General features: G+C 57.3%; 20 protein-coding genes. 15 read left to right on the plus strand and 5 right to left on the minus strand.

The annotated features are described in order from the left end of the window. Positions 1-53: 53 nt before the first annotated feature. Both ACNQ6O_RS13045 and ACNQ6O_RS13050 read right to left on the minus strand, forming a co-directional pair. Positions 54-662 (minus strand): hypothetical protein, encoded by a 609-nt coding sequence (locus ACNQ6O_RS13045; protein WP_418053660.1) that lies wholly within the window; start codon positions 660-662, stop codon positions 54-56. A 142-nt stretch (positions 663-804) separates the two neighbouring features. Next, a complete protein-coding gene (locus ACNQ6O_RS13050; protein WP_418053661.1) occupies positions 805-2,292 on the minus strand; it encodes an amidase in 1,488 nt (495 codons plus the stop codon). A 96-nt stretch (positions 2,293-2,388) separates the two neighbouring features. Here ACNQ6O_RS13050 and ACNQ6O_RS13055 point away from each other — a divergent pair, with 96 nt between their 5' ends. The 7 genes from ACNQ6O_RS13055 to ACNQ6O_RS13085 all read left to right on the plus strand — a co-directional run bounded on the left by ACNQ6O_RS13055 (position 2,389) and on the right by ACNQ6O_RS13085 (position 7,076). Next, positions 2,389-3,141: a sulfite exporter TauE/SafE family protein gene (locus tag ACNQ6O_RS13055; protein WP_418053662.1), complete on the plus strand. Its 753-nt coding sequence runs from the start codon at positions 2,389-2,391 to the stop codon at positions 3,139-3,141. A gap of 105 nt (positions 3,142-3,246) precedes the next feature. Beyond that, complete coding sequence (locus ACNQ6O_RS13060) at positions 3,247-4,047, plus strand: MotA/TolQ/ExbB proton channel family protein (RefSeq protein WP_418053663.1); 801 nt, start codon at positions 3,247-3,249, stop codon at positions 4,045-4,047. Beyond that, on the plus strand, positions 4,034-4,420 hold the full coding sequence (locus ACNQ6O_RS13065) for an ExbD/TolR family protein (protein WP_418053664.1): 387 nt from the start codon (positions 4,034-4,036) through the stop codon (positions 4,418-4,420). Before ACNQ6O_RS13060 ends, ACNQ6O_RS13065 begins: the two co-directional genes overlap by 14 nt. Next, positions 4,417-4,827: an ExbD/TolR family protein gene (locus tag ACNQ6O_RS13070; RefSeq protein ID WP_418053665.1), complete on the plus strand. Its 411-nt coding sequence runs from the start codon at positions 4,417-4,419 to the stop codon at positions 4,825-4,827. The genes ACNQ6O_RS13065 and ACNQ6O_RS13070 overlap by 4 nt, the downstream gene beginning before the upstream one ends. Further along, positions 4,824-5,528, plus strand: coding sequence for a TonB family protein (locus ACNQ6O_RS13075; RefSeq protein WP_418053666.1), 705 nt, complete (start codon positions 4,824-4,826; stop codon positions 5,526-5,528). Before ACNQ6O_RS13070 ends, ACNQ6O_RS13075 begins: the two co-directional genes overlap by 4 nt. Positions 5,529-5,753: 225 nt before the next feature. Continuing rightward, positions 5,754-6,272 carry an Hcp family type VI secretion system effector gene (locus tag ACNQ6O_RS13080; protein ID WP_022990530.1) on the plus strand — a complete coding sequence of 173 codons (519 nt, stop codon included), beginning with the start codon at positions 5,754-5,756 and terminating at the stop codon, positions 6,270-6,272. A 105-nt stretch (positions 6,273-6,377) separates the two neighbouring features. After that, entirely contained in the window at positions 6,378-7,076 is a 699-nt protein-coding gene (locus ACNQ6O_RS13085) for a hypothetical protein (protein WP_418053667.1), read from the plus strand. Here the strand turns inward: ACNQ6O_RS13085 and ACNQ6O_RS13090 are convergent. Then, a complete protein-coding gene (locus ACNQ6O_RS13090) occupies positions 7,068-9,767 on the minus strand; it encodes a molybdopterin-dependent oxidoreductase (RefSeq protein WP_418053668.1) in 2,700 nt (899 codons plus the stop codon). The genes ACNQ6O_RS13085 and ACNQ6O_RS13090 overlap by 9 nt on opposite strands. Before the next feature lie 374 nt (positions 9,768-10,141). Here ACNQ6O_RS13090 and ACNQ6O_RS13095 point away from each other — a divergent pair, with 374 nt between their 5' ends. From ACNQ6O_RS13095 to ACNQ6O_RS13105, 3 genes are all read left to right on the plus strand, one after another. Further along, entirely contained in the window at positions 10,142-11,506 is a 1,365-nt protein-coding gene (locus ACNQ6O_RS13095; protein WP_418053669.1) for a CmpA/NrtA family ABC transporter substrate-binding protein, read from the plus strand. 6 nt (positions 11,507-11,512) lie between these two features. Continuing rightward, entirely contained in the window at positions 11,513-12,517 is a 1,005-nt protein-coding gene (locus tag ACNQ6O_RS13100; protein WP_418053670.1) for an ABC transporter permease, read from the plus strand. 70 nt (positions 12,518-12,587) lie between these two features. Next, positions 12,588-13,448 carry an ABC transporter ATP-binding protein gene (locus ACNQ6O_RS13105; RefSeq protein ID WP_418053671.1) on the plus strand — a complete coding sequence of 287 codons (861 nt, stop codon included), beginning with the start codon at positions 12,588-12,590 and terminating at the stop codon, positions 13,446-13,448. 43 nt (positions 13,449-13,491) lie between these two features. Here ACNQ6O_RS13105 and ACNQ6O_RS13110 read toward each other — a convergent pair whose 3' ends face one another. Further along, complete coding sequence (locus tag ACNQ6O_RS13110; protein WP_418053672.1) at positions 13,492-14,703, minus strand: nitrate- and nitrite sensing domain-containing protein; 1,212 nt, start codon at positions 14,701-14,703, stop codon at positions 13,492-13,494. Positions 14,704-15,080: 377 nt separating this feature from the next. Here ACNQ6O_RS13110 and ACNQ6O_RS13115 point away from each other — a divergent pair, with 377 nt between their 5' ends. The 5 genes from ACNQ6O_RS13115 to ACNQ6O_RS13135 all read left to right on the plus strand — a co-directional run bounded on the left by ACNQ6O_RS13115 (position 15,081) and on the right by ACNQ6O_RS13135 (position 22,824). Then, positions 15,081-16,310, plus strand: coding sequence for an NAD(P)/FAD-dependent oxidoreductase (locus tag ACNQ6O_RS13115; protein WP_418053673.1), 1,230 nt, complete (start codon positions 15,081-15,083; stop codon positions 16,308-16,310). Between the two features lie 26 nt (positions 16,311-16,336). Next, positions 16,337-18,844 (plus strand): nitrite reductase large subunit NirB, encoded by a 2,508-nt coding sequence (nirB, locus tag ACNQ6O_RS13120; RefSeq protein ID WP_418053674.1) that lies wholly within the window; start codon positions 16,337-16,339, stop codon positions 18,842-18,844. 161 nt (positions 18,845-19,005) lie between these two features. Beyond that, positions 19,006-19,380 (plus strand): nitrite reductase small subunit NirD, encoded by a 375-nt coding sequence (nirD, locus tag ACNQ6O_RS13125; RefSeq protein WP_418053675.1) that lies wholly within the window; start codon positions 19,006-19,008, stop codon positions 19,378-19,380. An 84-nt stretch (positions 19,381-19,464) separates the two neighbouring features. After that, positions 19,465-21,342 carry an MFS transporter gene (locus tag ACNQ6O_RS13130; RefSeq protein ID WP_418053676.1) on the plus strand — a complete coding sequence of 626 codons (1,878 nt, stop codon included), beginning with the start codon at positions 19,465-19,467 and terminating at the stop codon, positions 21,340-21,342. 114 nt (positions 21,343-21,456) lie between these two features. Further along, positions 21,457-22,824: a WS/DGAT/MGAT family O-acyltransferase gene (locus ACNQ6O_RS13135; protein WP_418053677.1), complete on the plus strand. Its 1,368-nt coding sequence runs from the start codon at positions 21,457-21,459 to the stop codon at positions 22,822-22,824. Here ACNQ6O_RS13135 and ACNQ6O_RS13140 read toward each other — a convergent pair whose 3' ends face one another. Beyond that, on the minus strand, positions 22,825-23,232 hold the full coding sequence (locus tag ACNQ6O_RS13140) for an NINE protein (protein WP_418053678.1): 408 nt from the start codon (positions 23,230-23,232) through the stop codon (positions 22,825-22,827). Positions 23,233-23,301: the final 69 nt, after the last annotated feature.

A 23,301-nucleotide genomic window follows, 5' to 3' on the forward strand; every position in this document is an offset into this window, starting at 1 on the left:
CAGGCCGCTACCAAGATGGGAAATGAGGCAGAGCGGGATGAGCGCCCACCCGATCAATGCAAGGAGCGCAGCTGTCTCGGGTAGAGCGCTGCACTGACTTCCGGCTCTTCCAGTAATTCTGCCAGCTCCCGGTCGATATCGGTTTCTTCGCCTTCATCGGGCAACGGCTCAAACAAGGTGTTCAGCCAAGCCGCAACGTTGGGCGCACTGTCCCGATCATAGTCGGAGGACAAGGCCTTGATCCTTCGAAAACCTATGATGCGCTGGTGCCTTGGATCCCTGATTTGCTCAAACCCGCGCCAATAGATTCGCTCGCGGGTATGCAGTTGCACAAACAAGGTGTCGATAGGGCCGGCATCGTCTTCCGGGCTTTCTTCATCTTCAACGGCCGCTTCCAAAGCCTGATCTTCGGTCGGTTTACGCCGAACCGTAGTCCAGGCAGGGTAAAGAACGGCCACCGCGTCGGCCTCTACGTGTTCTCGGGCAGCCCGCAGTATCAAACCCCAACGGGCCTTGTCGGCATCGGTCTCCAGAGATTGGATGGGTAGGTCATAGCTTTGGTCACTGGACAGAACGATCGCCATCATCGGGGCATCTAACTCCCCCATGGCTTCCGCCTGTGCTACGGATACCAGATCTTCGATTGCCATCGATTGGTTCATAAGATGCTTGCCTCCTCGATGCCATCAGAGTGGTCAGGGGACCTGACCCCTGACTTACAGCATAGCGTGTTCACTGTAGAAAAGATAAACGTGGGGGCTCAGGCGCAGATCTCAACCCTGCGCCCACATACAACTTGGCAACTCAGAATGCGTTGTTTAATCGCTCGTAGTTTTCAAACCACGGATTGGCTTCCTCTAACTGAGCAGCGAGTTGCAGTAAACGGGCTTCATCGCCATGAGTTGCGCCAAACTGTACGCCAACAGGCAGACCGCTTTTGGTCCAGTGCATCGGCACCGACATCGCCGGCGTGCCAGTGAGGTTGGCCAACTGAGTGAAAGGCGTTCGAGCCAGGCTTTCCATGGCAATCTGGTCTACCTGACCGCTGCGATGCACCAACTTACCCGCTTTTAGTGCCAGCATCAGTTTCGCCGCCACTTTCAGATGGCCGGGGGTGTCGAGCTCACCGATCTTGGCGGGAAGTTGCCCGGCCGTAGGACACAGGTACATATCAAAGCGGTCAAAGTAAGCCCCCAGCGCACGGGAGAAGTCGTTCCATTGCTGTCGGCGCGCAACATACTCGGGTAAGGGCATGGTGTTACCCAACATTGCCAGCAACCGGGTATCCAGCTCCAAGTCTTTGTCGGTCGCACCAAGCTGTTCCTTGGCGCGCCGAGCCATAACCGACACTTCGCCAAAGTACAGCGCAAGATAACAGCGGGCCAACGCCAGACCATCAAACTCGGGGCGTGCGTATTCCACCTCGTGGCCCATGCTTTCCAGCATGCGGGCCGTTTCTTCTACCGCTGCCACGCACTCCGGAGCAACCTCAGTGTCGTATGGCGACGACGTAAACACGCCAATTTTCAGCTTGCCCGGCGATTGTTGCATGGCCTCCAGCCACGATGTCTCCGGCTCAGGAATCCGGAACGGATCACCACTGGCCGGCCCTGCCAGAACATCCAGCATGGCCGCGCTGTCTCGTACTGTGCGGGTCACCACATGATCTGCAGAGGCTCCTGTCCAGGCTTCACCCACGTTGGGCCCCGGTGAAATTCGGCCTCGGGACGGCTTCAGGCCGAACAAACCGTTGTACGCCGCAGGTATGCGAATCGAGCCGCCACCGTCATTGGCGCCCGCCATGGGCACAATGCCAGCGGCAACGGCCGCGCCGGAACCGCCACTGGAACCACCGGGCGTTCGGCTAAGATCCCAAGGGTTTCGAGTGGGGCCCCAGAGCTCCGATTCTGTCACGGCTTTCAGGCCAAACTCAGGCGTGGCGGTACGGCCAAGAAACAACAGGCCGCCCTTACGGGCACGACGAACAAATTCAGAATCCCGGGCAGGTACGTGGTCGCGATAAGCCCGGCTTCCGTAGGTACACGGGTGACCTGCCTGTTCCTGAGCCAGATCTTTCAACAGCATCGGAACACCAGTAAACGGGCTATCAGCAGGGAAGGATTGGGTCACCGCATCATTGAACTGTGGCTGACAAATCGCGTTCAGCTTGCCGTTTACGATGTTGGCACGCTCGATCGCCGCTTCCACCACTTCCTGCGATGTCACTTCGCCCCGGTAAATCAAATCCGCCAATGCGGTGGCGTCATACCTCAGATATTCAGACTGTTTCATCGGTAACCCTGTTGTTGTTATCTACCCAAAGACCTATAGACATTTGTCGTATAAACCGGAAACTCAGGAGCTTACGTCATTACCAAAGTGAGTGCCATGGACCTTGCCCTGCTGCCCGAAGCCCTCAGCCCTGCCGTTGCCCTGTTCCTATTGGCGGCTTCTGTCGTGACCTCAATGCTCACCGCCATGCTGGGGGCCGGAGGTGGGGTATTGCTGTTGGTATTAATGGCGTCATGGATGCCGGCAGCCGCCATTATTCCCGTTCATGGCATGATTCAGCTCGGCTCCAACTCCGGCCGAGCGGTACTAACCTGGCACCACATCGACTGGCGCGTCATTCTCGCGTTTACTCCTGGTGTACTCGTCGGCGCAGCGATTGGCGCCTGGCTTCTGATCGATATGCCCGCCCAACTTTGGCAACTCTCCATTGCCGTATTTGTGCTGTACCTCTGTTGGGGGCCGAAACTGCCGAAAACCTCATTCGGGCCTGCCGGTATTTTCATGGCGTCCGGTATTACCAGCTTCATCAGCCTGTTTGTTGGCGCTACTGGCCCTTTGGTAGCCGCATTTATCAAACAGATCCATGAAGACCGCTTCAAAACCGTGTCGACCTTCGCCACGGCCATGACCCTGCAACATGCACCCAAGGCCCTCATTTTCGGGTTTACCGGCTTTGTCTTTTCCGACTGGCTGATGTTCATTCTGGCCATGATTGCTTGTGGCTTCGCTGGCACCTGGATCGGGCTCCATATCCTGAAGACGATGAGCAACCGCTGGTTCAGCACCGCATTCAATGTGGTACTCACGCTGCTGGCGCTGCGTCTTTTGTGGCAAGCAGCAACGGGGTAATCAAGCCACGATTTATAACGAGTAAAACTCTGCGGGATCGTAACTTGCAATTCAATTGATAATCATTACCATTTCGATCAATTATTCATTGATCGAGCATCGAGTATGTTTTCATCCCACGCCGCCATCACCGCCCTCACTGATCACGGCCCACTTGCCGAGCTCATCAGCATGGGCGGCCCAGTGATGGTCGTTCTGATCGCTGTTGCCTTTGTCGGCGTGGCTACCTTTCTGTATCTCATGCTGTTTGGCGCTTTTTACACCCCCCGATTGACCAAACCACTGCAGCGGCTCGTCGCACAATGGCAGCAATCTTCTGCCGATGCGCCGGTGCAGGCCGCTCGGGAGAATGCCGGATTGCTCGGGCGAACCAATCCGATGATGCATCTGCTGGTTAATACCATGTCGGCCTGCCAGTCCGGCACCAACATCGCGGCCGTGCGGGAAACCGCGGTGCGGGATGCGCAAAACTCGCTCGAACCGTTTGAAGCGCCTCTCAAAATCATTGAAGTGATCGCTGCTCTCGCGCCCTTACTTGGGCTACTTGGCACCGTGATGGGCATGATGGAAGCTTTCAGTGCGATGGCCGCCACTGAAGGCCGGGCCAACGCCAGTCAGCTCAGCGGCGGTATCTACGAGGCTTTGGCCACGACGGCGGCCGGTCTGGTGGTGGCGATCCCCTTTGCAGCGCTCGCGGCGTGGATTGAATTTCGCCTGCGCCGAATTCACAAAACCATCAACAGTGCGCTGGTGAGCGTTTTTAACGTTATCCCGGCCGACGAATTCGCTACAGCCCCTCAACCGGCAAAGCCCGAGGCGAGAAACGCGGAAGCCTCTGTAGAAGAGCAGAACTGCTCATCCGCTGATTTCAGCAGCAACACGCGCCTTGCCCATGCAGCTGGTTGAACCCCGGCCAAGCCGGCCAATGCCGATCCGGATTACGCCACTGATCGATGTGGTGTTCATTCTGCTGGTGTTTTTCATGCTGACCACCCGGCTCACGCCGCTGGATCACCTTGAACTCAGCAACAGCACCCAAGACCGCCGCAACGTTACAGGCGACCCCTTGCCGGAACTTCAAGTATCAGCCGGCGGCATCGTGCGCTGGCAGGAAAACCAGTACTTACTGGCCGAATTACTGCCCGCGTTAAAGGCTGCAGGCATTGGCGAAGCCAATCTAAGCACCACACCGGATTCCGCTCTGGCCGATTTCACCCGCACCCTGAGTGCGCTGAACAACGCCGGCATTACGGCCCACTGGAAGCGTGAAAGCCCATGAACGCATGGGTGCCACCACCGTCCACGTCCGGCAAAGGCCTATTGGATCGGGTTGAAGATGCGCTGTTGCCGCTGATCAATCTGGTGTTTCTGCTGCTGATGTTCTTTATCGTGGCGGGGCAGCTGACGGAGCAACCCCTGCCCGAATTACCCAGCACCGCTCAATCTGAGCAACAACAGGCACCGGAGGCAGATCTGATTGTGAAAGCCGATGGCCAGTGGCAGGTCAGCGGAACCACGCTCACTGAAGACTCATTGTTGTCGGCACTACCAGAACCAAGTGCTTCACAACCCCTGAAACTCGCGGCGGACCAAAGCCTCACAATGGTCGATCTGGAGCACCTGTTGCGACTACTGGAAGACGGCGGCTACACCGAAGTGTTGTTGTTAACGGAGCCGGGCGCATGAACACGCTACCCAAAGGCCCTAAGGTTCTGTTTTTGGTGATGGCTGTCTGCACCACAGCGGTCGCCTTGGTGCTGGCCGCGCCCAGCAAACCGCTGGAGCTGGCAACCCTCGGAGACAGCGCGGTGAATTCCGCCCCGGCTATTAAAATCAGCCTGGCTGGCCGCCACACTCCGGAACCCGCCGCTGAGCCGGAACCGTCTCCTGCTCCACAGCCGGTCACCAAACCGAAGCCAGAGCCAGAGCCAGAGCCCATTGTTGCCCCCAAACCGGAGCCTGTGCCAACTCCGGTTGAGCAAACCCAGCCAGAAACCGCCGAAGCCCCGACCGCAGAGGCCTCGGTATCTGCTGGCGAAGAGGGCCAAGCCCAAGAAGAGCAAGCTGCGGTGCCACTACAAACCGCCGGCAGTGCTTCCGAAATCCAGAGCTATCTGAACAAACTCAGCCGACATTTGGCCCGCTACTACGATTACCCACGAAGAGCCCGCCGCCTCGGCCAGCAAGGCACCTCCGTGGTCGTGTTCGAATTCCGCCGGGACGGCTCGCTCATCGAACACTCGTTGCGCGACAGCTCCGGCCACACCCTGCTGGACGAATCCGCGTTGGAAATGTTGTCTCAGGCTGCCCCCTTGCCCGAAGTCCCGCCCGGAATGCATGGAAACAGCTTCACTTACGCGCTGCCGGTTAGCTTCAAGCTGCGCTAAGCACACCGCCCGCCAAAGCGCCCGGGCAATTTTTTGCCTAGCCAGCAATAGCTCGCCCGGCGACTAAGCAATGGTTTGCTCAGCAAGCCACCAACACTGTCTTGAAAACTATCAACCAACTGTTTTAAAAAGCATTTATAGAACTGGCACAGTCCTTGTTATCCATAACCGCGTCCAGGGATCACCCAACGGACCATTATTCATTCACACGTCATGGAGCAGACTATGCCAACTCCTTGTTATATCAGTATTGAAGGTAAAACTCAGGGCAACATCACCGCTGGTGCATTCACTTCTGATTCCGTAGGTAACATCTACGTTGAAGGTCACGAAGACGAAGTGCTGGTTCAAGAATTCAGCCACGTTGTTACCGTTCCGACTGATCCTCAGTCTGGTCAGCCTTCTGGTCAGCGCGTACACAAGCCGTTCAAGTTCACCTCCGCTCTGAACAAAGCCACTCCGCTGATGTACAACGCTCTGGCTTCCGGCGAAATGCTGCCGAAGGTAGAACTCAAGTGGTACCGCACTTCCGTTGAAGGTAAGCAGGAGCATTTCTTCTCTACCATCCTGGAAGATGCCACCATCATCGACATCGACTGCAACATGCCTCACTGCCAGGACGCTGCCAACGCTGACTTCACTCAGCTGGTAACCGTGTCTCTGTCCTACCGCAAGGTAACTTGGGAGCACGCAGTTGCAGGCACCTCCGGTGCAGACGACTGGCGTTCGCCGATCGAAGCCTGATCTTTCAGGTTCGGTCATGCCAAAACGGCTAGCCTTCGGGCTGGCCGTTTTTGATTGAGTCGACAGGCCTTCATAACTAACATGCCCCTAACTATCGGGGATCTCATGGCCAACGTACCTCAGTCAAGCAAACAAATTGGCACCCTCATGTGCCAAGCCACAAAAACCATACTCTGGCAGCCGGCACAGGAATGGGTGCAGGAGCGCAACAGCCGGGCAGGGCTAGTATTGCGGGTTGGTTCAGGGCAGGCCACCTACCACCGCTATGACCCACGCACCAAGCAGCATCTGATCAATTACGGTGCGCGTATGATTGCCGCCAAGCGTCAGCCGGAGACGGCCCAAGGCTGGTTGTCTTCCCGGGAAATTCGCAAGCGGGGCTATTTTGGCGGGGAGGTCAGCGAATTAAACCTGCTGGCCCATACCTGCTGCCATGAATTTGCCCACCTGCTGCAATACAGCGCCGGGCAACGTCACTATGGTTCGGTTCATAATCGTCATTTTTATGAGGTACTAGACCAATTGCACGCCAGCGGCGCGGCCGATGCGACCCGCCACTTTCTAGCCGAGCAGGCAGGCGAATCCGAGTTAGAGCTTTCTAGCGCTCCCTTTGAGATACAGAGCCCGCGCCTGCAAAGCACCCAGTGGCAAGCGGGGGATCAAGTCTGTTTTGGCGCAGGCAACAAGCAGAAGCAGGGCAACGTCATCCGGGTTAATCGCAAAACCTGCACCGTCGAAGTCAACCAAAGGCCCCGCAAGCTTCTGTATCGCGTACCTTTTTCACTGTTAAGCCCACTAGGCTGACAGGTCTGCCTGCTCTGTTCCTTGTTCGGGCACTGACGCCAGCAGCGCCCGTACCTCTGGGAGGCAAGAGCCGCAGTTACTGCCGCATTTCAGTGCCTCGCCCAGTGCTTCCACACTGTTACAGCCCTCACAGATGGCGCGCAGAATAGCGTTCTCCCCAACCTGGAAGCAGCTACACACCAAAGCACCCATCGGCTCGGCGTCTGCACGTCCCGCAGCCAGCAACGACCAACGTTGTTCGACCCCATCTCCGGTTTCCGCAAAACACTGATCCAGCCATTCAACTCCAGGCATTGTTCCGGCCTCTGCCTCCACCAGAAGCACCGCCTCCAACCGCTCTTCCATCAACCAGACCGCGCGAAACCGGCCACTCGATTCGTCCTCCATGATAAGTTCCGGCTCACGGCCAAAACACTGCCAGCCCAACGCCAGCCAATCCGCTCGGTGTCTACCCGCCAGCCACCACCCGGTGCTATTGAGCAGCACTTGGCGGCTCCAGTAATCAAAAGCAGCCGCCATCGGCGTGGGCAACACGGTCTGATCCTTCGGTAACACCAGCCGGGCCTGCCATTTCGCCAGCAGTGGTTTGATAGCCGCTATACCGTGCTTACTCTCAGGCTGACCGGATATCGGGTCGACCGTCGGAGCCATCAGATCTGAAGCCAAAGCCGACGAAGCAAACTGGCCATTCCAATGGATCGGTACAAACACTTCCCCCGGCCTTTGGTGCGCAGTGCCCCGAACCCGACCGATGAACTGGCCTGAAGGCCCGTTCAAGATGGCCAGCCCACCTTCCACTAGCTCTGAACCGGCCATGTCATCGGGGTGGACCTCAATGAACGGCTCATCCCGGTGGGCAAACAGCTTCGAAGCCAGTCCGGTGCGGGTCATGGTATGCCACTGGTCACGGATGCGCCCGGAGTTCACCACCAACGGGTAATGCTCCCTGGGTTGTTGGCTGGGAGGCTGTGCTTGCACCGGCACCAGCCGGGCCCGGCCATCCGGCGTCGGGAAGCGGCCATCACTGAATAGACGAGGCGTCTGCTGCAGACCACCAGACCCGCCGACTTTAACCGGCCACTGGATCGGCTGCATCTGCTCATAGTCGTCGTCCGTCAGGTGCTCCAGAGCCGCAATGTTGAACATTCGCTCCCCGGCGTTGCGATAACCGGACAAGGCGGCGTGTTCCCGGAAGATTTCCACAGGCTTGTGATAACCAAACGCCTGCGTGTGGCCGAGCGCCCGCCCGACCTCACTGATAATCTGCCAGTCCGGCTTTACGCCTGCCGGCAGCGGAAGAAACCGGCGTTGCCGCGAGATTCGCCGTTCGGAGTTGGTCATCGTGCCATCCTTTTCGCCCCAGCCCGCGGCCGGCAGAAGGATATCGGCGAACGCGGTGGTATCGGTGGTACTGACGCAGTCCGACACAATCACCGTGTCACAACGAGCCAATGCTTCACGAACGCGTGCACTGTCTGGCAGGCTGACAGCAGGGTTGGTGCCCATCACCCAAAGCACTTTAATATCGCCCCGATGCACCGCTTCAAACAGATCCACCGCTTTGAGCCCCGGCCCGTCCGCCAGCCGATCCGTTTCCCAATAATCCGCCACCAGCTGCCGTGCACCCGGCGTGTCATAGTCCATGTGCGCTGCCAGGGTGTTTGCCAAACCGCCCACCTCGCGCCCGCCCATGGCATTGGGCTGGCCGGTTAACGAGAAAGGGCCGGCACCGGATTTACCGACTCGCCCCGTCGCCAGATGACAATTGATAATGGCGTTACCTTTGTCGGTGCCGGCGACCGACTGATTGATGCCTTGAGAGAACGCCGTCACCGTTCGCTCGGTTTCGGTAAACCATTGATAAAAGGCTTTCACATCTTCCCGGGCTAAATCGCACTCCTGCGCCACAGCGTCTATGTCTGGTGCAGACATCTTTGCGGCCTTTAACGTTTCCTCAACCCCGCTGCAGTGCTGTGTCAGGTATTCCACATCCAACGCCTGTTGTTCGTGCATCCACACGAGGAGCCCGTTGAAGAGCAGGGTATCGGTGCCGGGTCTTAGTTTCAGGTGCAAGTCAGCGAGTTCACTCGTTGCGGTTTGCCGTGGGTCAATCACTACCACCTTGCGACCAGCCCGGTGCGCCGCTTTCATGCGCTGATACAGTACCGGGTGAGCCCACGCGGCGTTGCTGCCAGCCAATACCAGCAGGTCCGCCAACTCCAGGTCTTCATAACAGCCGGGCACGCAATCTTCACCGAACGCCCGTTTGTGAGCTGCCACCGCAGACGACATACAGAGCCTGGAATTGGTATCCACATGAGGCGTGCCTACGAACCCCTTCGCCAGCTTGTTGGCAACATAGTAGTCCTCCGTCAGGAGCTGACCGGACAGATAAAAGGCCACGGATCCCGGGCCATGGTCCCGGACAGCATCGGTGATGGCTGAAGCCACGCGGCCGATGGCGTGTTCCCAACCGACTTCTTTACCGCCCACCCTAGGGCCAAAGGACGATTCGCCGCCGGTCACCAATGTTTCATGCAGGGCCGAACCTTTGACGCACAGTCGGCCTTGGTTCGCAGGATGGCTGCTATCGCCGGCCACACCATCCACTCGGGCAAGCACACCGCAGCCTACGCCGCAGTATGGGCAGGTGGTGGCGATGGGTATTGACGCATTCTGATGACGGCTCACGGGGTGTCCTCTTCTATTGCTTCTTTGCCAGTTCGGCCTGGCTTACTTGTAGCAATTTAAGGGCCAGCCCCTAAACACGGGGTTACACACGGTTCCAAGCCGGATAAAAGGTTCACGCTGGTGCAAAGCACTCGTTGGTGCACCAGAAAGCGCCAAGCCGCGGTGCTGGATATTGATGAATACAGCCCCTCCCAACCCGCTCGGAGGCTGGTAACACTGGAGTTTTCAGGAGCTGGCACAGCTTGTGCTGAAGTCTCTGTGAACCATCAAAACATAACAGCACTCCTCTTAGGCAAAGGCGCCTGCTTTCCGGCAACGGAGGGTAGGCGCTTTTGCGTTAAAGAAGGATGCTGAAGATCAGAGCGAGTCACATCATGGCAATAACCCTGAAACACCTTCGGTCAGGCATAACGGCACTGCTACTGGGATTAGCCTCATTGGCGCACGGCGATATCGGACCCGCAGAAAAGCCGGATCTCAAGCTGGGCTTCATCAAGCTTACCGACATGGCGCCCTTGGCCATTGCCTGGGAACAGGGCTACTTCCTCGATGAAGGGCTGTTTGTTGAGCTCGAGGCTCAGGCCAACTGGAAGGTTTTGCTGGATCGCGTCATCACATCGGAACTGGACGGCGCGCACATGCTGGCTGGCCAGCCCCTCGGCGCATCCATCGGGTATGGCACCCAGGCCAACATCATTACCGCCTTCAGCATGGACCTCAACGGCAACGGCATCACCGTCTCCAATGCGGTTTGGGAGGCCATGAAACCACAACTATCTGAAGAGGGTGGTCAACCGGTACACCCCATCAGCGCAGCGGCCCTGAAGCCGGTCATTGAAGAATTTCGGGACCGTGGTGAGCGCTTCAAGATGGGCATGGTGTTCCCGGTCTCCACCCACAACTATGAGCTGCGCTACTGGCTGGCAGCCGGTGGGCTGAACCCCGGTTACTACGCGCCCCAGCGCGGCGACACCAGCGGCACCCTGCAAGCCGAGGTCCACCTCTCGGTAACGCCCCCACCCCAGATGCCTGCGACCATGGAGGCCGGCACCATTCAAGGGTATTGCGTAGGTGAGCCCTGGAATCAACAAGCGGTGTTCAAGGGCATCGGCGTACCAGTGATTACCGATTTCGAGATCTGGCCCAACAACCCGGAAAAAGTCTTCGGGGTCACCGAGGAGTGGGCTAAAAAGTACCCCAACACGCACCTTCGACTGCTTCGCGCCTTGATCCGGGCCGCCCATTGGCTAGACCAGAACAACAACGCAAACCGGGCCGAGGCGGTCAAGATTCTCTCCCAGTCGAGTTATGTCGGCGCAGACCCGGAGGTTATCGCCAACTCCATGACGGGAACCTTTGAGTACGAGAAAGGGGATGTCCGGGAGGTGCCTGATTTCAACGTATTCTTCCGCTATCACGCCACTTACCCGTACCCATCCGATGCCATCTGGTATCTGTCGCAGATGCGTCGCTGGGGCCAGATTCCTGAACCTAAGTCCGATGGCTGGTACATGGAAACCGCCGCAAAAGTATACCGGGGCGATCTCTACGCCCAGGCGGCCAAGTCACTGGTTGACGACGGCCTGATGGCCGCCAGCGATTTCCCGGATTTCTCCGGCGAGAACTTCGAGCGTCCGTTTCAGGGCACGTTAATTGACGGTGTGCCCTTCACTCCCAAAACACCCAACGCTTACATCGATCGTTTCGAAATCGGTCTGAAAGCTGACCAGACGCCTTAAGGGGGAATGCAGATGAATTCGTTAACCGGAAAGCTCGGCCAATCCATGGGCTTCAGCCTCAGACAGCTCTTGGAGCACTTTACGCCCACGAATCTGGCGTCATCTGGCCGCCAATTGATCCTCCCGTTCATTGGCATCTTGGTGTTCGTGGGTTTCTGGCATCTCGCTGCGCCTCAGGTAAACACCTCTCTGGGCACCTTTCCCGGGCCGGCACAGGTCGTGGAACAAGCCGGCCAGCTGTGGCAGGAACATTCGGATCAGCGCGCGAAAGCCGACCGTTTCATCATCATGCAAGAAGAACGCAACGCACGCATTCTGGCTAACAATCCGGACGCCGAAGTTCGCATCCGCGACTACCCCGGCGCCCCCACCTTCATTGACCAAATTGGTACCAGCCTAATCACGGTCCTTGCGGGTTTTCTGGTGGCGGCACTGATCGCCGTTCCGCTGGGCATCCTGTTCGGGCTGAACCGACACTTCCAGGCGGCCGTGAATCCACTGATTCAGATCTTCAAACCGGTATCGCCCCTCGCGTGGCTGCCACTGGTCACCATGGTGGTTTCCGCCACATACGTCAGCGACGACCCGATGTTCGAGAAGTCGTTCCTGACCTCGATGATCACCGTCACCCTCTGCAGTTTGTGGCCCACACTGATCAACACCAGTGTGGGCGTAGCGGCGGTCAACCCGGACCTTATGAACGTGTCCCGGGTACTCAACCTGTCGTTCTGGAGCCATGTTCGTAAAGTGGTGTTGCCGTCATCGATTCCGATGATCTTTACCGGGCTGCGAGTGTCTTTGGGGATTGCCTGGATGGTGCTGATCGCAGCCGAAATGCTGGCTCAGAGTCCGGGGCTCGGCAAATTTGTCTGGGACGAATTCCAGAATGGCAGTAGCCAGTCACTCAGCCGGATTATGGTGGCGGTGCTCGCCATCGGGTTTATCGGGTTTGTTCTGGATCGAGTGATGCAATTGATTCAACGAAAGGTCGCCTGGAACGAAGGCCGCTGAATACAACTCTGTGAATCTGACTTTGGAAGAGGCCGGTCTCGGCACTCCGCAAGCGAATAAGGTGAATTCCATGGCTAAATTACATCTTGAACTGACGGGCGTTGAAATGGCGTTTGAGACGGCAAAAGGTCCGTTCATTGCGCTGGATAATGTGAACCTGAAAATACAGAAGGGCGAATTTGTTTCCCTGATCGGGCACTCCGGTTGCGGCAAATCCACCGTGCTCAATATCGTGGCCGGGCTACTACAAGCCTCCAAAGGAGGCTGCGTTCTGGACGGGCACGAAGTGAATTCACCGGGGCCGGAGCGAGCCGTCGTGTTTCAGAATCACGCCCTGATGCCTTGGTTGACCGTTTACGAGAATGTCGAACTGGCGGTACGACAAGTGTTCAAAAGAACGATGAGCCGGCAGGAACGTAAAGAGTGGATTTTGCACAATCTGGAACTGGTCAATATGGCCCACGCCGCCGGCAAACGCCCCGGTGAAATTTCCGGGGGCATGGCTCAACGGGTGGGCATCGCCAGGGCTCTGGCCATGAAACCGAGTGTGCTGCTGATGGACGAACCGTTCGGGGCACTGGATGCACTGACCCGGGCCCACCTTCAGGATTCGTTGATGGACATCCAGCAGGAATTGAACAATACCGTGATCATGATCACCCACGACGTCGACGAAGCCGTGTTGCTGTCGGACCGCATCATTATGATGACCAACGGACCTTCGGCCACCGTCGGTGAGGACTTACGGATCGAATTGCCCCGGCCTCGCGATCGGGTCGCTCTGGCAGATAATCCCAAGTACGTTCATTACCGCCAAGAAGTGCTGTCGTTCCTCTACGAAAAGCAGCGGAAGTTTGAAACCATCAATACCCGCCGAAGCAGCCAGCAGAAAGCTTCTGGCGACAGCATTCCCGCCAAAGCCACGGCATGATGCACGCCCGGGCTCTGCTTAGGCAAAGTCCGGGCGCTCGCCTTCAGGTCAGCACATTTGCCATGGAAATGAGCGCGCGAGCAACCTCGGGCAGGCGTTTTCCCTGATCCATCGCGAGTTTGCGCAACACTCTGTGGGCTTCGTCATCATTGATATTGCGGTGTTCCATCAATAGCAGAACCGCCTTTTCCTGAACCCGTCGTTCCTCAAGAGCTTCTTTCGCGCTTTGCAGCTCTTCGGACATCTGCTGCAATCGTTGGTTCTGTTCCTGAATCAAATCCAGAATCGACCCACCTGCCTGCACGCCTTGCTCCAGCGAAGCCAATAGCGTTGACTGATCCGCCAACGAACGCCGGGCCTCGGTATAACGTTCCACACAACGGTGGTGAAACGCACTTTCGACCGAACCCTCAATCTGTTTCAGATCGTCCATTCGTTCCGTCATTAACGTGAACCAACGCTCAGCCAGCTTCGGGTCCAACGGTTTGTAGGGGCCGATAGACACCGCAATCTGGCGGAGCCTTTCTATCTCCGTCTCCCGAGGGTGCCCACGAAGTTGCTGCCAACGCGCAAGACTGTCCTTCGGAGCGTGCGCAACAAACACCTCAAAACACCGATCCTGCGCTTCAACAAGGTGCATCATGCGTCGTGACAGTGCACGATCAAAGCGCCCTCGGGCAAACCCGGTTGAGCCAGCCGCCCGCTCCTGCCCACAGTGCTCCTTGCCTGTCATCACTTGCACCAAGGCTACCAGCAGGCCCGCAATGGAAGGCTCCACAACGGTATCCGCGGCCTCACACACCACCGTAATTAGCTGATAGATGGTATCGCTGAACCAGTCCACCGCTGTGTTCGACTCAATCGTCTGTTTCTCGATTCGATGGCGGATGTCTTCAAGCTGCCCCAAACCGTGAAGCGCGCTAGCAATATGGCCAAGCAACGGACTACTGACCGGCTGGCTGATCAGCTCATGTTGAATATCGTTCAACGCCTGATAAAACATCTCTAACCGTTCACTCGTCTGCAGGATAATACCCGCCCGCTCGCCTCCGAACCGCTGGCCTTCCGAGCCCAGATAAAGGCTCGTCACACCTCGCTCACGCTGCAGCTCGTGGATCAGGTGCCCGGTGCTCTGCACCAATCGTCCCATCAACAAAAAGTATTCCAGGCTTCGAACTTCGCATTGTCGCGAAGCGATCAAAAAATCAGCCGCAGTGGCAGCCTGTGGACGGGCCGAACCGGATGTATTACTCACGTTATGGCTCCTGTTGCTGCGCCGGCGGGCAGAGATCGGCAACGCTCACCGAATCTGACCACCAACACCTATTAACATCACGAAGCAATGAACCGAGCAATTAACAGGCCAGACCCGCGGGCTTCATCATCGGGCATGGCGCCCCATCAATGTGCAGCCCATGCGAACAAAACCAAACAAAAATCCAACAAGCAATTGAAAAATATGCACTTTGCAAACTGGCACGGAGATCGCATTACTAAATTCAAGGACGACTAATCGGCCACGGATGGCTGAACCACAAGATCATTGTTGTTGGCATTGGCGCCGGTTCATCGCGCTCTCTCAGGAGAGGGCGGTGCCCCGGCTTTTTTTTTGAATCAGGAACGGAGCTCATTATGACGACAAACCCGAACGCTCCCTTAGTGATCTGCGGCCACGGTATGGTGGCTCAGCGCCTGATCGAAAACCTTGTCGCCAATGGCCACCCTTTCAGCAAGATTGTGGTTTTTAACGGGGAGCCGGTGTCTGCCTACAACCGCATTCAGCTGTCATCCCTACTCGCCAACGAAGTCACCGAAACCGATCTTGAACTCAAGCCCGCCCAATGGTTCTCGCAACATCAGATCGAGGTCCGTAATCACGAACCGGTCACCCGTATTGATATCGAGCACCGCCAGGTTGTCACCGCTCATGGCCGGATTCAGCCCTACAGCAAGTTGGTGTTGGCAACCGGTTCCAGTCCGTCCGCCCTTGGCATATCGGGCGAAGATCTGGACGGCGTGCGGATGTTTCGTAGCCTGGCAGACACCCGGGCCATGATCGAAAAAGCCGGCCACCACCAGCGCGCCTTGGTGATCGGCGGGGGTTTTCTGGGTTTGGAGGCGGCGGAAGGCCTGCGCGCGCGGGGCATGGCGGTCACGGTACTACACCGAAGCAACCACGTTTTAAACCGGCAACTGGATCGTACCTCCGGCGATGTACTAAAAGCCCTGCTGGAGCAGCGTGGCCTGAATGTTTTGACCGGTTATTCACCGAAAGCCTTGCTGGGCAAAAAACAGGTCAGAGCCGTTCAACTGCACGATGATACGGTGCTCGCCACCGATTTGGTCGTCATCGCCACCGGTATTACCCCGAATACAAAGCTGGCTGTGAACGCCGGATTGCGCTGTGACCGCGGCATCTGCGTCGATAGCCAGATGCGCACCTCTAGCCCCTCCATCTACGCGCTTGGAGAGTGCAGCCAATTTGGTAGCCAGACCTTCGGGCTGGTTGAACCCGGCTTTCATCAGGCTCAAGCCCTCGCCGAGCATCTGTGTCTGCAAGCGGATGTCCAAGGTTTTGCAACGGTTGAGATACCCACCCGCCTGAAGATCAGCGGCATTCCTATTTATTCCTGCGGCCGCGTGGAACCCGGCCCTGATACCGAAACCATTCAATGGCGCGATGGCCCCAAGCACCGCTATGGCCGGCTGTTGATTGAACACAACCGCTTGGTCGGCGCCATGTTGCTGGGCGACACCGCCAACGGCGCTTGGTACACCGACCTGATTCGCAGCGCCCAAGACATTTCCGATTACCGAAGCGCCATTGCTTTCGGCAAACCCTATTGTGAAGCAGCAGCCTGAGCGCTGCCTTGAGAGAGGAAAACACCATGAGTAAGCAAACCTTGATCGTGATTGGTAATGGCATGGTCGGCCATCACTTTCTCGAGCAGTTCGTCCAGTCCCCGGCGGCAGAATCGTTCCAGATCCTCGTCTTTGGCGAAGAGAAACAACTCGCCTATGACCGGGTGCACTTGTCCGAATACTTCACGGGTTCCAGCCACGCGGATCTGGCGATGGGGACAGCCGACTGGTATGAAACGAACGACATCGACCTGCACTTGAATGAACAGGTCACCGCCATCGACCGCTACAATCAGGTCGTCAGCACGCCTAAAGGGGTGTATCAGTACGATCAGTTGGTGCTGGCCACCGGCTCTTACCCGTTCGTACCGCCGATTGCCGGCAACGATCACAACGGCTGCTTTGTGTACCGGACTCTGGACGATCTTGACGCCATTCGCGCCAGCGCCAACGAGGCTAAAACCGGTGTTGTAGTGGGCGGTGGACTGCTCGGTCTGGAAGCCGCCAACGCATTGAAGAGTCTGGGGTTGCAGGCCAGCGTGGTGGAGTTTGCCCCGCGCCTGATGCCGGTGCAATTGGATGACCAAGGCGGCGCTTTGCTGCGGCACAAGATCGAAGAGCTGGGCGTTCAGGTGCACACCGAGAAAGCCACCACGGCCATCGTGCCCGGTAGTGAAGCCCGGCTGAGAATGAACTTCTCCGATGACAGCCACCTCGAGACCGACCTGATCGTTTTCTCCGCCGGCATACGGCCGCAAGACACTCTTGCCCGAGACTGCGGCCTGGAAGTCGGCGAGCGCGGCGGCATCGTGATCAACAACCAATGCACCACCTCCGACCCCAGGATTCACGCGATCGGCGAATGCGCGCTGTGGAACAACCGGATCTTCGGACTGGTAGCCCCCGGCTACACCATGGCCCGGACGCTCTCGGCGGCGCTCAATAACGACGATGGTGCCGCGTTCACCGGTGCCGACATGAGCACCAAGCTGAAACTGCTGGGCGTGGATGTCGGCTCCATTGGCGATGCTCACGGTCAGACAGCGGGCGCGCGCAATATCCGCTTCCACGACGAGCAAACCGGCCATTACCGGCGCATGGTGGTCAGCCAGGATGGCCAGAAGCTCTTGGGGGCCATTCTGGTGGGCGATAACAGCCACTACGACACTTTGCTGCAGTACACGCTCAATGGTCTGGACTTGCCCGGCAATCCGGAAGTGCTGATTCTGCCTGAAACCGAGGGCGGAGCGCCCTCCCTGGGTGCCGATGCGCTGCCCGACACCGCATCGATCTGTTCCTGCCACAACGTCACAAAAGGCGACATCTGTGGCGCCATTGATGCCGGTTGCACCGACCTTGGCGGCGTGAAAGCCGAGACCAAAGCCAGTACCGGCTGCGGTGGCTGTACGGCGCTGCTGAAGAAGGTGGTGGACAGCGAACTGGAAAAGCGCGGCGTGGAGGTTTGCACCGATCTGTGCGAGCACTTTCCTTACACCCGTCAGGAGCTGTTCCATCTGGTGAAGGTGAATGGCATTCGCTCCTTCCGTGGGCTGCTCAACCAGTACGGTAAAGGTCAAGGCTGCGATATCTGCAAACCCACGGTCGGCTCCATTCTCGCCAGCTGCTGGAACGACCACATCCTGGCCACAGACCATGTGCCTCTGCAGGACACCAACGACACCTTCATGGCCAACATGCAGAAGAACGGCACCTATTCCATCGTGCCGCGCATTCCCGGTGGCGAGATCACACCGGACAAGCTGATCGTTCTGGGCGAAGTGGCCAAGGAGTACAACCTGTACACCAAGATCACCGGCGGCCAGCGAGTCGATCTGTTCGGCGCCACCCTGAGCGAGTTGCCGGCGATCTGGGAAAAACTGATTGCGGCCGGTTTCGAGACCGGTCACGCCTATGGCAAGTCGCTGCGTACGGTGAAGTCCTGTGTCGGCAGCACCTGGTGCCGCTATGGCGTGCAGGACAGTGTGGGCATGGCGATCCTTCTGGAGAGCCGTTACAAGGGCCTGAGAGCGCCTCACAAGGTGAAGATGGGCGTATCTGGCTGCACTCGAGAGTGTGCCGAGGCGCAAAGCAAGGATTTCGGGGTGATTGCCACGGAGAAGGGTTGGAATTTGTACGTGTGCGGCAATGGCGGGATGCGGCCCCGGCACGCGGATTTGTTCGCGACGGATTTGTCCGATGAGGCGCTGATTCAGGCGATTGACCGGATTGTGATGTTTTATGTCCGGACCGCCGACCGGTTGCAGCGCACCAGTGTTTGGCTGGAGAACCTTGAAGGCGGTTTGGAGTACTTGAAGCAGGTGGTGCTGGAGGACAGTTTGGGTATTGGTGCGGAGCTGGAGCAGCACATGGCGGAGATTGTGGACACGTATCAGTGTGAGTGGAAGACGGCGGTTGAGGATCCTGAGAAGCGCAAGCGTTTCCGGGAGTTTGTGAATGCGCCGGAGCAGAAGGATCCGGTGCAGCAGTGGACTTCGGAGCGGGGGCAGCGTCGGCCTGTTTTGGAATCTGTGTAGTGCTTTGAGCGGGGGCAGGGCCAGGAGGCATGGGGATGCTTTTCTTTCGGAAAAAACAACTCGCTTCGCTCAGGCATCTTTTTTCCTGCAGAAAAGCATCCCCACACCACCCGGCTCACAGGCCTTGGTGAAACACTAGAAAGCAAATTTGGAGAAGATCTATGAAAGCTCGTACTCGTTGGGATGTGGTTTGTACCGTTGAAGACTTGGTTCCGGATTCAGGCATTGCGGTTTGGACGAAAGACGGGCCGGTCGCGGTGTTTTATCTGCCGCATCGGTTGCCGGCGTTGTTTGCGGTCAGTCATACCGATCCGTTCAGTGGCTCGAACGTGCTGGCACGGGGAATTACCGGGGATGTAGGCGGTGAGCCGGTGGTGGCTTCGCCGTTGTACAAACAGCATTTCAGTTTGCGTTCCGGGGTCTGTCTCGAGGATGAAGGTATTCAGGTCCGGACCTATCCGGTGCTTCTGGATGGCGACCGAATTCTGTTGGAATTGCCTGTTTCGGCCGATCAGATGGACACTCAGGCGGCCTGACTCTGGCATTCCGCTGTGCTTGACCGGGTGGTAAGCCGCGTATAGTCTGCGGCAAACCCCCGCGGATTCGGAGTGCCCCAGGTTATGGAAGATCACAGCCAGTTTCGTTTGTTGTCGGAACGGCGGTTTGCACCGTTTTTTGTCACCCAGTTTGCCGGTGCGTTTAACGACAATCTGTTCAAGAACGCTCTTTTGTTGCTGGTGACCTATAACGCCGGTGGCTTGTTCGGTCTGTCTTCCGATGTGGTGGTCAATCTGGCCGCCATGCTGTTCATTCTTCCTTTCTTCTTGTTCTCGGCCGTGGCGGGCCAGATTGCGGATCGCTATGAGAAGTCCGGCATTATTCGCTGGGTCAAGTTGGCGGAGGTCGCCATCATGGCTGTGGCGGCGGTCGGGCTTTGGTTCGGCTGGCATGAGATGTTGCTGCTGTTGCTGTTTTTAATGGGGGTTCAATCCGCTTTTTTTGGTCCGGTTAAGTACGCCATTCTTCCGCAAACTCTGGATAACTCGGAATTGGTGGGTGGTAACGCCCTGGTGGAGATGGGGACGTTTGTCGCCATTCTGCTGGGAACCTTGGTGGCCGGTGTGATGATGAAGGCACCCTTGCCGGGGCCGATGATTGCCGTTGCGGTGTTGCTGGTTGCGGCACTGGGGCTGTTTTCGGCGCTTAAAATCCCCAAAGCCGAAGCTGCTGCTCCGGATCTGAAAATCAATTTCAGCCCGCTGAAAGAAACCTGGAAGTTGATGGCCATTGCCAAGGAGAACCACAACGTTCTGCTGAGCGTGCTGGCGATTTCCTGGTTCTGGTTTTTGGGTGCAGCGTACCTGACGCAGTTCCCCGGCTTCGCCAAAGATGAGCTGCTGGGCGATGAAACCGTGGTCACGGTTTTGTTGGCCATTTTCACGGTCGGCATTGCCTTGGGTTCGGTCGCTTGTGAGCGGATGTCGGGCCACAAGGTCGAGCTGGGCATCGTGCCTCTGGGTTCCCTTGGCCTGAGTCTGTTTGGTATCGACCTTTACCTGAACATGCCGGCACAACCGGTGCCGTCCGACTGGTGGATGATTTTCACCGAGGGCGACTACCGCCGAGTGGCGATTGATCTGCTCGGTATTGGCATCTCGGGCGGTCTGTTTATCGTACCGCTGTATGCCTTTGTGCAACAGGAAACCCCACCGGATACCCGGGCCCGGGTGATTGCGGCTCTCAACGTGTTTAATGCACTGTTCATGGTGGCGAGTGCGCTGTTGGGCATGTTGGTGCTCGGCGTGATCGGGCTCAGCATTCCCGAGTTTTTCCTGGTGCTGTCGATCATGAATCTGATTGTCGCCGCGTTTGTTTACCAGCAGGTGCCGGAGTTCGCGCTACGTTTCGTGATCTGGATGATGTCGCACACGATTTACCGGGTTAAGCACCATGACCTGGACCGAATTCCGGAGGAGGGGCCCGTGCTGTTGGTGTGCAATCACGTGTCCTACATGGACGCGCCGGTGATCGCCGGGGCGGTCAAACGGCCGATTCGCTTTGTCATGGACCACCACATTTTCTCCACGCCGGTGCTGGGCACCTTCTTCCGGATGGCCAAAACCATCCCCATCGGCCCGAAAGCAAAGGTACCGGAGATCTACGAAGCGGCGTTTGAGCGGATCGATGAGGAACTGGCGGCCGGAAACGTGGTGTGTATTTTCCCCGAAGGTCGGCTGACCTCCGATGGTGAAGTTGCTGCGTTCAAATCCGGCGTTGAGCTGATCTTGCAGCGCCGGCCAGTGCCGGTGGTGCCGCTCGCACTCAGGGGGCTATGGGGAAGTTTTTTCAGTCATTGCGGTGGGCCCGCGCTGACCCATCTACCCAAGCGCTTCTGGTCACGGATTCATCTCTTGGCCGATCACCCTGTCAATCCAGAGGCAGCAACGGCCGAAGCACTGGAAGAAAACGTCAAAGCGTTGAGGGGCCCGCACCCCTAACGCGCTTTATCCGGCGACTCACTTCCTGAGCTGTACCCGACGAGTGTTGGGCCAATCAAGTTCGGCGATACTCGCGTTAGTATCGGTTTCAAGATCAATAATAAGAGACCTGCCGTGAAGCCTTTGAACCCGACAGACCAACTGTTCCTCTGGTTGGAAAAACGCCAGCAGCCAATGCATGTGGGTGGCCTTCAGATTTTTTCGTTTCCGGAGGGAGCCCCGGATGACTATGTTGCCCAATTGGCCGAGCAGCTGCGGAAGCACGAGCACATCACCCCGCCATTCAACCAGCGCCTAAGCTATAAGCTGGGCCAACCGGGATGGGTAGAGGACGAGCATCTGGACCTTGAGCACCATTTTCGCTTCGAGGCCTTGGCAACACCCGGGCGTATCCGGGAATTGCTGTCGTTTGTATCGGCCGAGCATTCGCACCTGATGGACCGAGAGCGGCCCATGTGGGAAGTGCATCTGATTGAAGGACTGCAAGACCGGCAGTTTGCGCTCTACACCAAGGTGCACCACTCATTGGTGGATGGTGTCTCCGCGATGAAAATGGCCACTCGAATGCTCAGTGACAACCCGCAAGAAACCAACATGGCACCGATTTGGGCCATGCCAGAGCGGACTCGGTCTGGGGCAAACGATCGCTCGACATCCCTGTGGAGCAGCGTGGCGCACTTGTTGAGAAATTCCGGCCGACAACTCAGCACCATTCCAGCGGTAGCAAAAGAGCTGCTGAAGACCATAAACCGGGCCCGCAAAGATCCCGCTTACGACTCCATCTTCCACGCGCCAAGAAGTGTGCTGAACCAGAAAGTCACTGGGTCACGACGCTTTGCGGCTCAATCCTACAGCCTAAACCGCATTAAAGCTGTCTGCGAAGCATACAACACCACAGTCAACGATGTTGTCACCGCCATGTCGGCGTCGGCTCTGCGCACCTATCTGATCAATCAAGATGCGCTTCCTGCCAAACCACTGATTGCGATGGTGCCGGTTTCCCTTCGCCACGATGACAGTTCTTCCGGTAATCAAGTCGGGGTTATTCTCGCCAACCTGCATACCGACCTCGCAGACCCGAGCGATCGGCTGACGAAAATTCACCACGGCATGCAGGAAGCCAAACAGCGCTACCGCCAGATGTCGCCCGAAGAGATTATTAACTACACGGCGCTGACCCTGGCACCCGCGGCTTTTCATTTTCTAACCGGCATGGCCCCAAAGTGGCAAACCTTTAACGTGGTCATTTCGAACGTCCCGGGGCCGAACACCCCCCGTTACTGGAACGGCGCAAAGCTGGAAGGTATGTATCCTGTCTCCATCGCCATGGATCGCCTGGCGTTGAACATGACCCTGACCAGCTACAACGATCAGATCGAGTTCGGTCTGATCGGATGCCGGCGTACGTTGCCAAGCCTTCAGCGAATGCTGGATTACTTGGAGGACGGTTTGGCGGAGCTGGAAGCCGCCGCCGGTCTGTAATTAACCGAAGCGGACTTCGCTGTTCCGCTCCGAAATCTGGTCGTTTAGCGTCCAGAAATCGTACAACACGCCAATGAAGAACAAGCCGCCGGTAAACAGGTAGATGATGCCGGTAATCCACTTGCCCATGTACATACGGTGCACACCAAAAACGCCCAGGAAGGTGAGTAGTATCCAGCCGATGTTGTAATCGACTTCCCCTTGCTGGAACCGGCTGTCGGCCTCGCGATCCATGGCTGGGATCAGGAACAAGTCAATGATCCAGCCAATGAAAAACAAGCCCAAAGTGAAGAACCAAATGGTACCGGTAATGGGTTTGCCGTAGTAAAAACGATGCGACCCCAGAAACCCGAAGATCCAAAGTAAGTAACCAATAATTTTGCTGTGGGTATTCGTTAGTCCTGACATATCCGTTTACGTCCTCACGAGAGCCAATTACGGCTTAGATTTCGGGTAAATGATCAATAGAGACCAGCC

Source organism: Marinobacter sp. SBS5 (assembly GCF_048285575.1).
In the GTDB taxonomy this organism is placed as follows: Bacteria; Pseudomonadota; Gammaproteobacteria; order Pseudomonadales; family Oleiphilaceae; genus Marinobacter.

What these genes read in the sequence shown, in the direction of transcription:
- ACNQ6O_RS13045 (WP_418053660.1), bottom strand. Translation starts at nt 662, where the DNA reads ATGAACCAATCGATGGCAATCGAAGATCTGGTATCCGTAGCACAGGCG.
- ACNQ6O_RS13050 (WP_418053661.1), bottom strand. Translation starts at nt 2,292, where the DNA reads ATGAAACAGTCTGAATATCTGAGGTATGACGCCACCGCATTGGCGGAT.
- ACNQ6O_RS13055 (WP_418053662.1), top strand. Translation starts at nt 2,389, where the DNA reads ATGGACCTTGCCCTGCTGCCCGAAGCCCTCAGCCCTGCCGTTGCCCTG.
- ACNQ6O_RS13060 (WP_418053663.1), top strand. Translation starts at nt 3,247, where the DNA reads ATGTTTTCATCCCACGCCGCCATCACCGCCCTCACTGATCACGGCCCA.
- ACNQ6O_RS13065 (WP_418053664.1), top strand. Translation starts at nt 4,034, where the DNA reads ATGCAGCTGGTTGAACCCCGGCCAAGCCGGCCAATGCCGATCCGGATT.
- ACNQ6O_RS13070 (WP_418053665.1), top strand. Translation starts at nt 4,417, where the DNA reads ATGAACGCATGGGTGCCACCACCGTCCACGTCCGGCAAAGGCCTATTG.
- ACNQ6O_RS13075 (WP_418053666.1), top strand. Translation starts at nt 4,824, where the DNA reads ATGAACACGCTACCCAAAGGCCCTAAGGTTCTGTTTTTGGTGATGGCT.
- ACNQ6O_RS13080 (WP_022990530.1), top strand. Translation starts at nt 5,754, where the DNA reads ATGCCAACTCCTTGTTATATCAGTATTGAAGGTAAAACTCAGGGCAAC.
- ACNQ6O_RS13085 (WP_418053667.1), top strand. Translation starts at nt 6,378, where the DNA reads ATGGCCAACGTACCTCAGTCAAGCAAACAAATTGGCACCCTCATGTGC.
- ACNQ6O_RS13095 (WP_418053669.1), top strand. Translation starts at nt 10,142, where the DNA reads ATGGCAATAACCCTGAAACACCTTCGGTCAGGCATAACGGCACTGCTA.
- ACNQ6O_RS13100 (WP_418053670.1), top strand. Translation starts at nt 11,513, where the DNA reads ATGCAGATGAATTCGTTAACCGGAAAGCTCGGCCAATCCATGGGCTTC.
- ACNQ6O_RS13105 (WP_418053671.1), top strand. Translation starts at nt 12,588, where the DNA reads ATGGCTAAATTACATCTTGAACTGACGGGCGTTGAAATGGCGTTTGAG.
- ACNQ6O_RS13115 (WP_418053673.1), top strand. Translation starts at nt 15,081, where the DNA reads ATGACGACAAACCCGAACGCTCCCTTAGTGATCTGCGGCCACGGTATG.
- nirB (WP_418053674.1), top strand. Translation starts at nt 16,337, where the DNA reads ATGAGTAAGCAAACCTTGATCGTGATTGGTAATGGCATGGTCGGCCAT.
- nirD (WP_418053675.1), top strand. Translation starts at nt 19,006, where the DNA reads ATGAAAGCTCGTACTCGTTGGGATGTGGTTTGTACCGTTGAAGACTTG.
- ACNQ6O_RS13130 (WP_418053676.1), top strand. Translation starts at nt 19,465, where the DNA reads ATGGAAGATCACAGCCAGTTTCGTTTGTTGTCGGAACGGCGGTTTGCA.
- ACNQ6O_RS13140 (WP_418053678.1), bottom strand. Translation starts at nt 23,232, where the DNA reads ATGTCAGGACTAACGAATACCCACAGCAAAATTATTGGTTACTTACTT.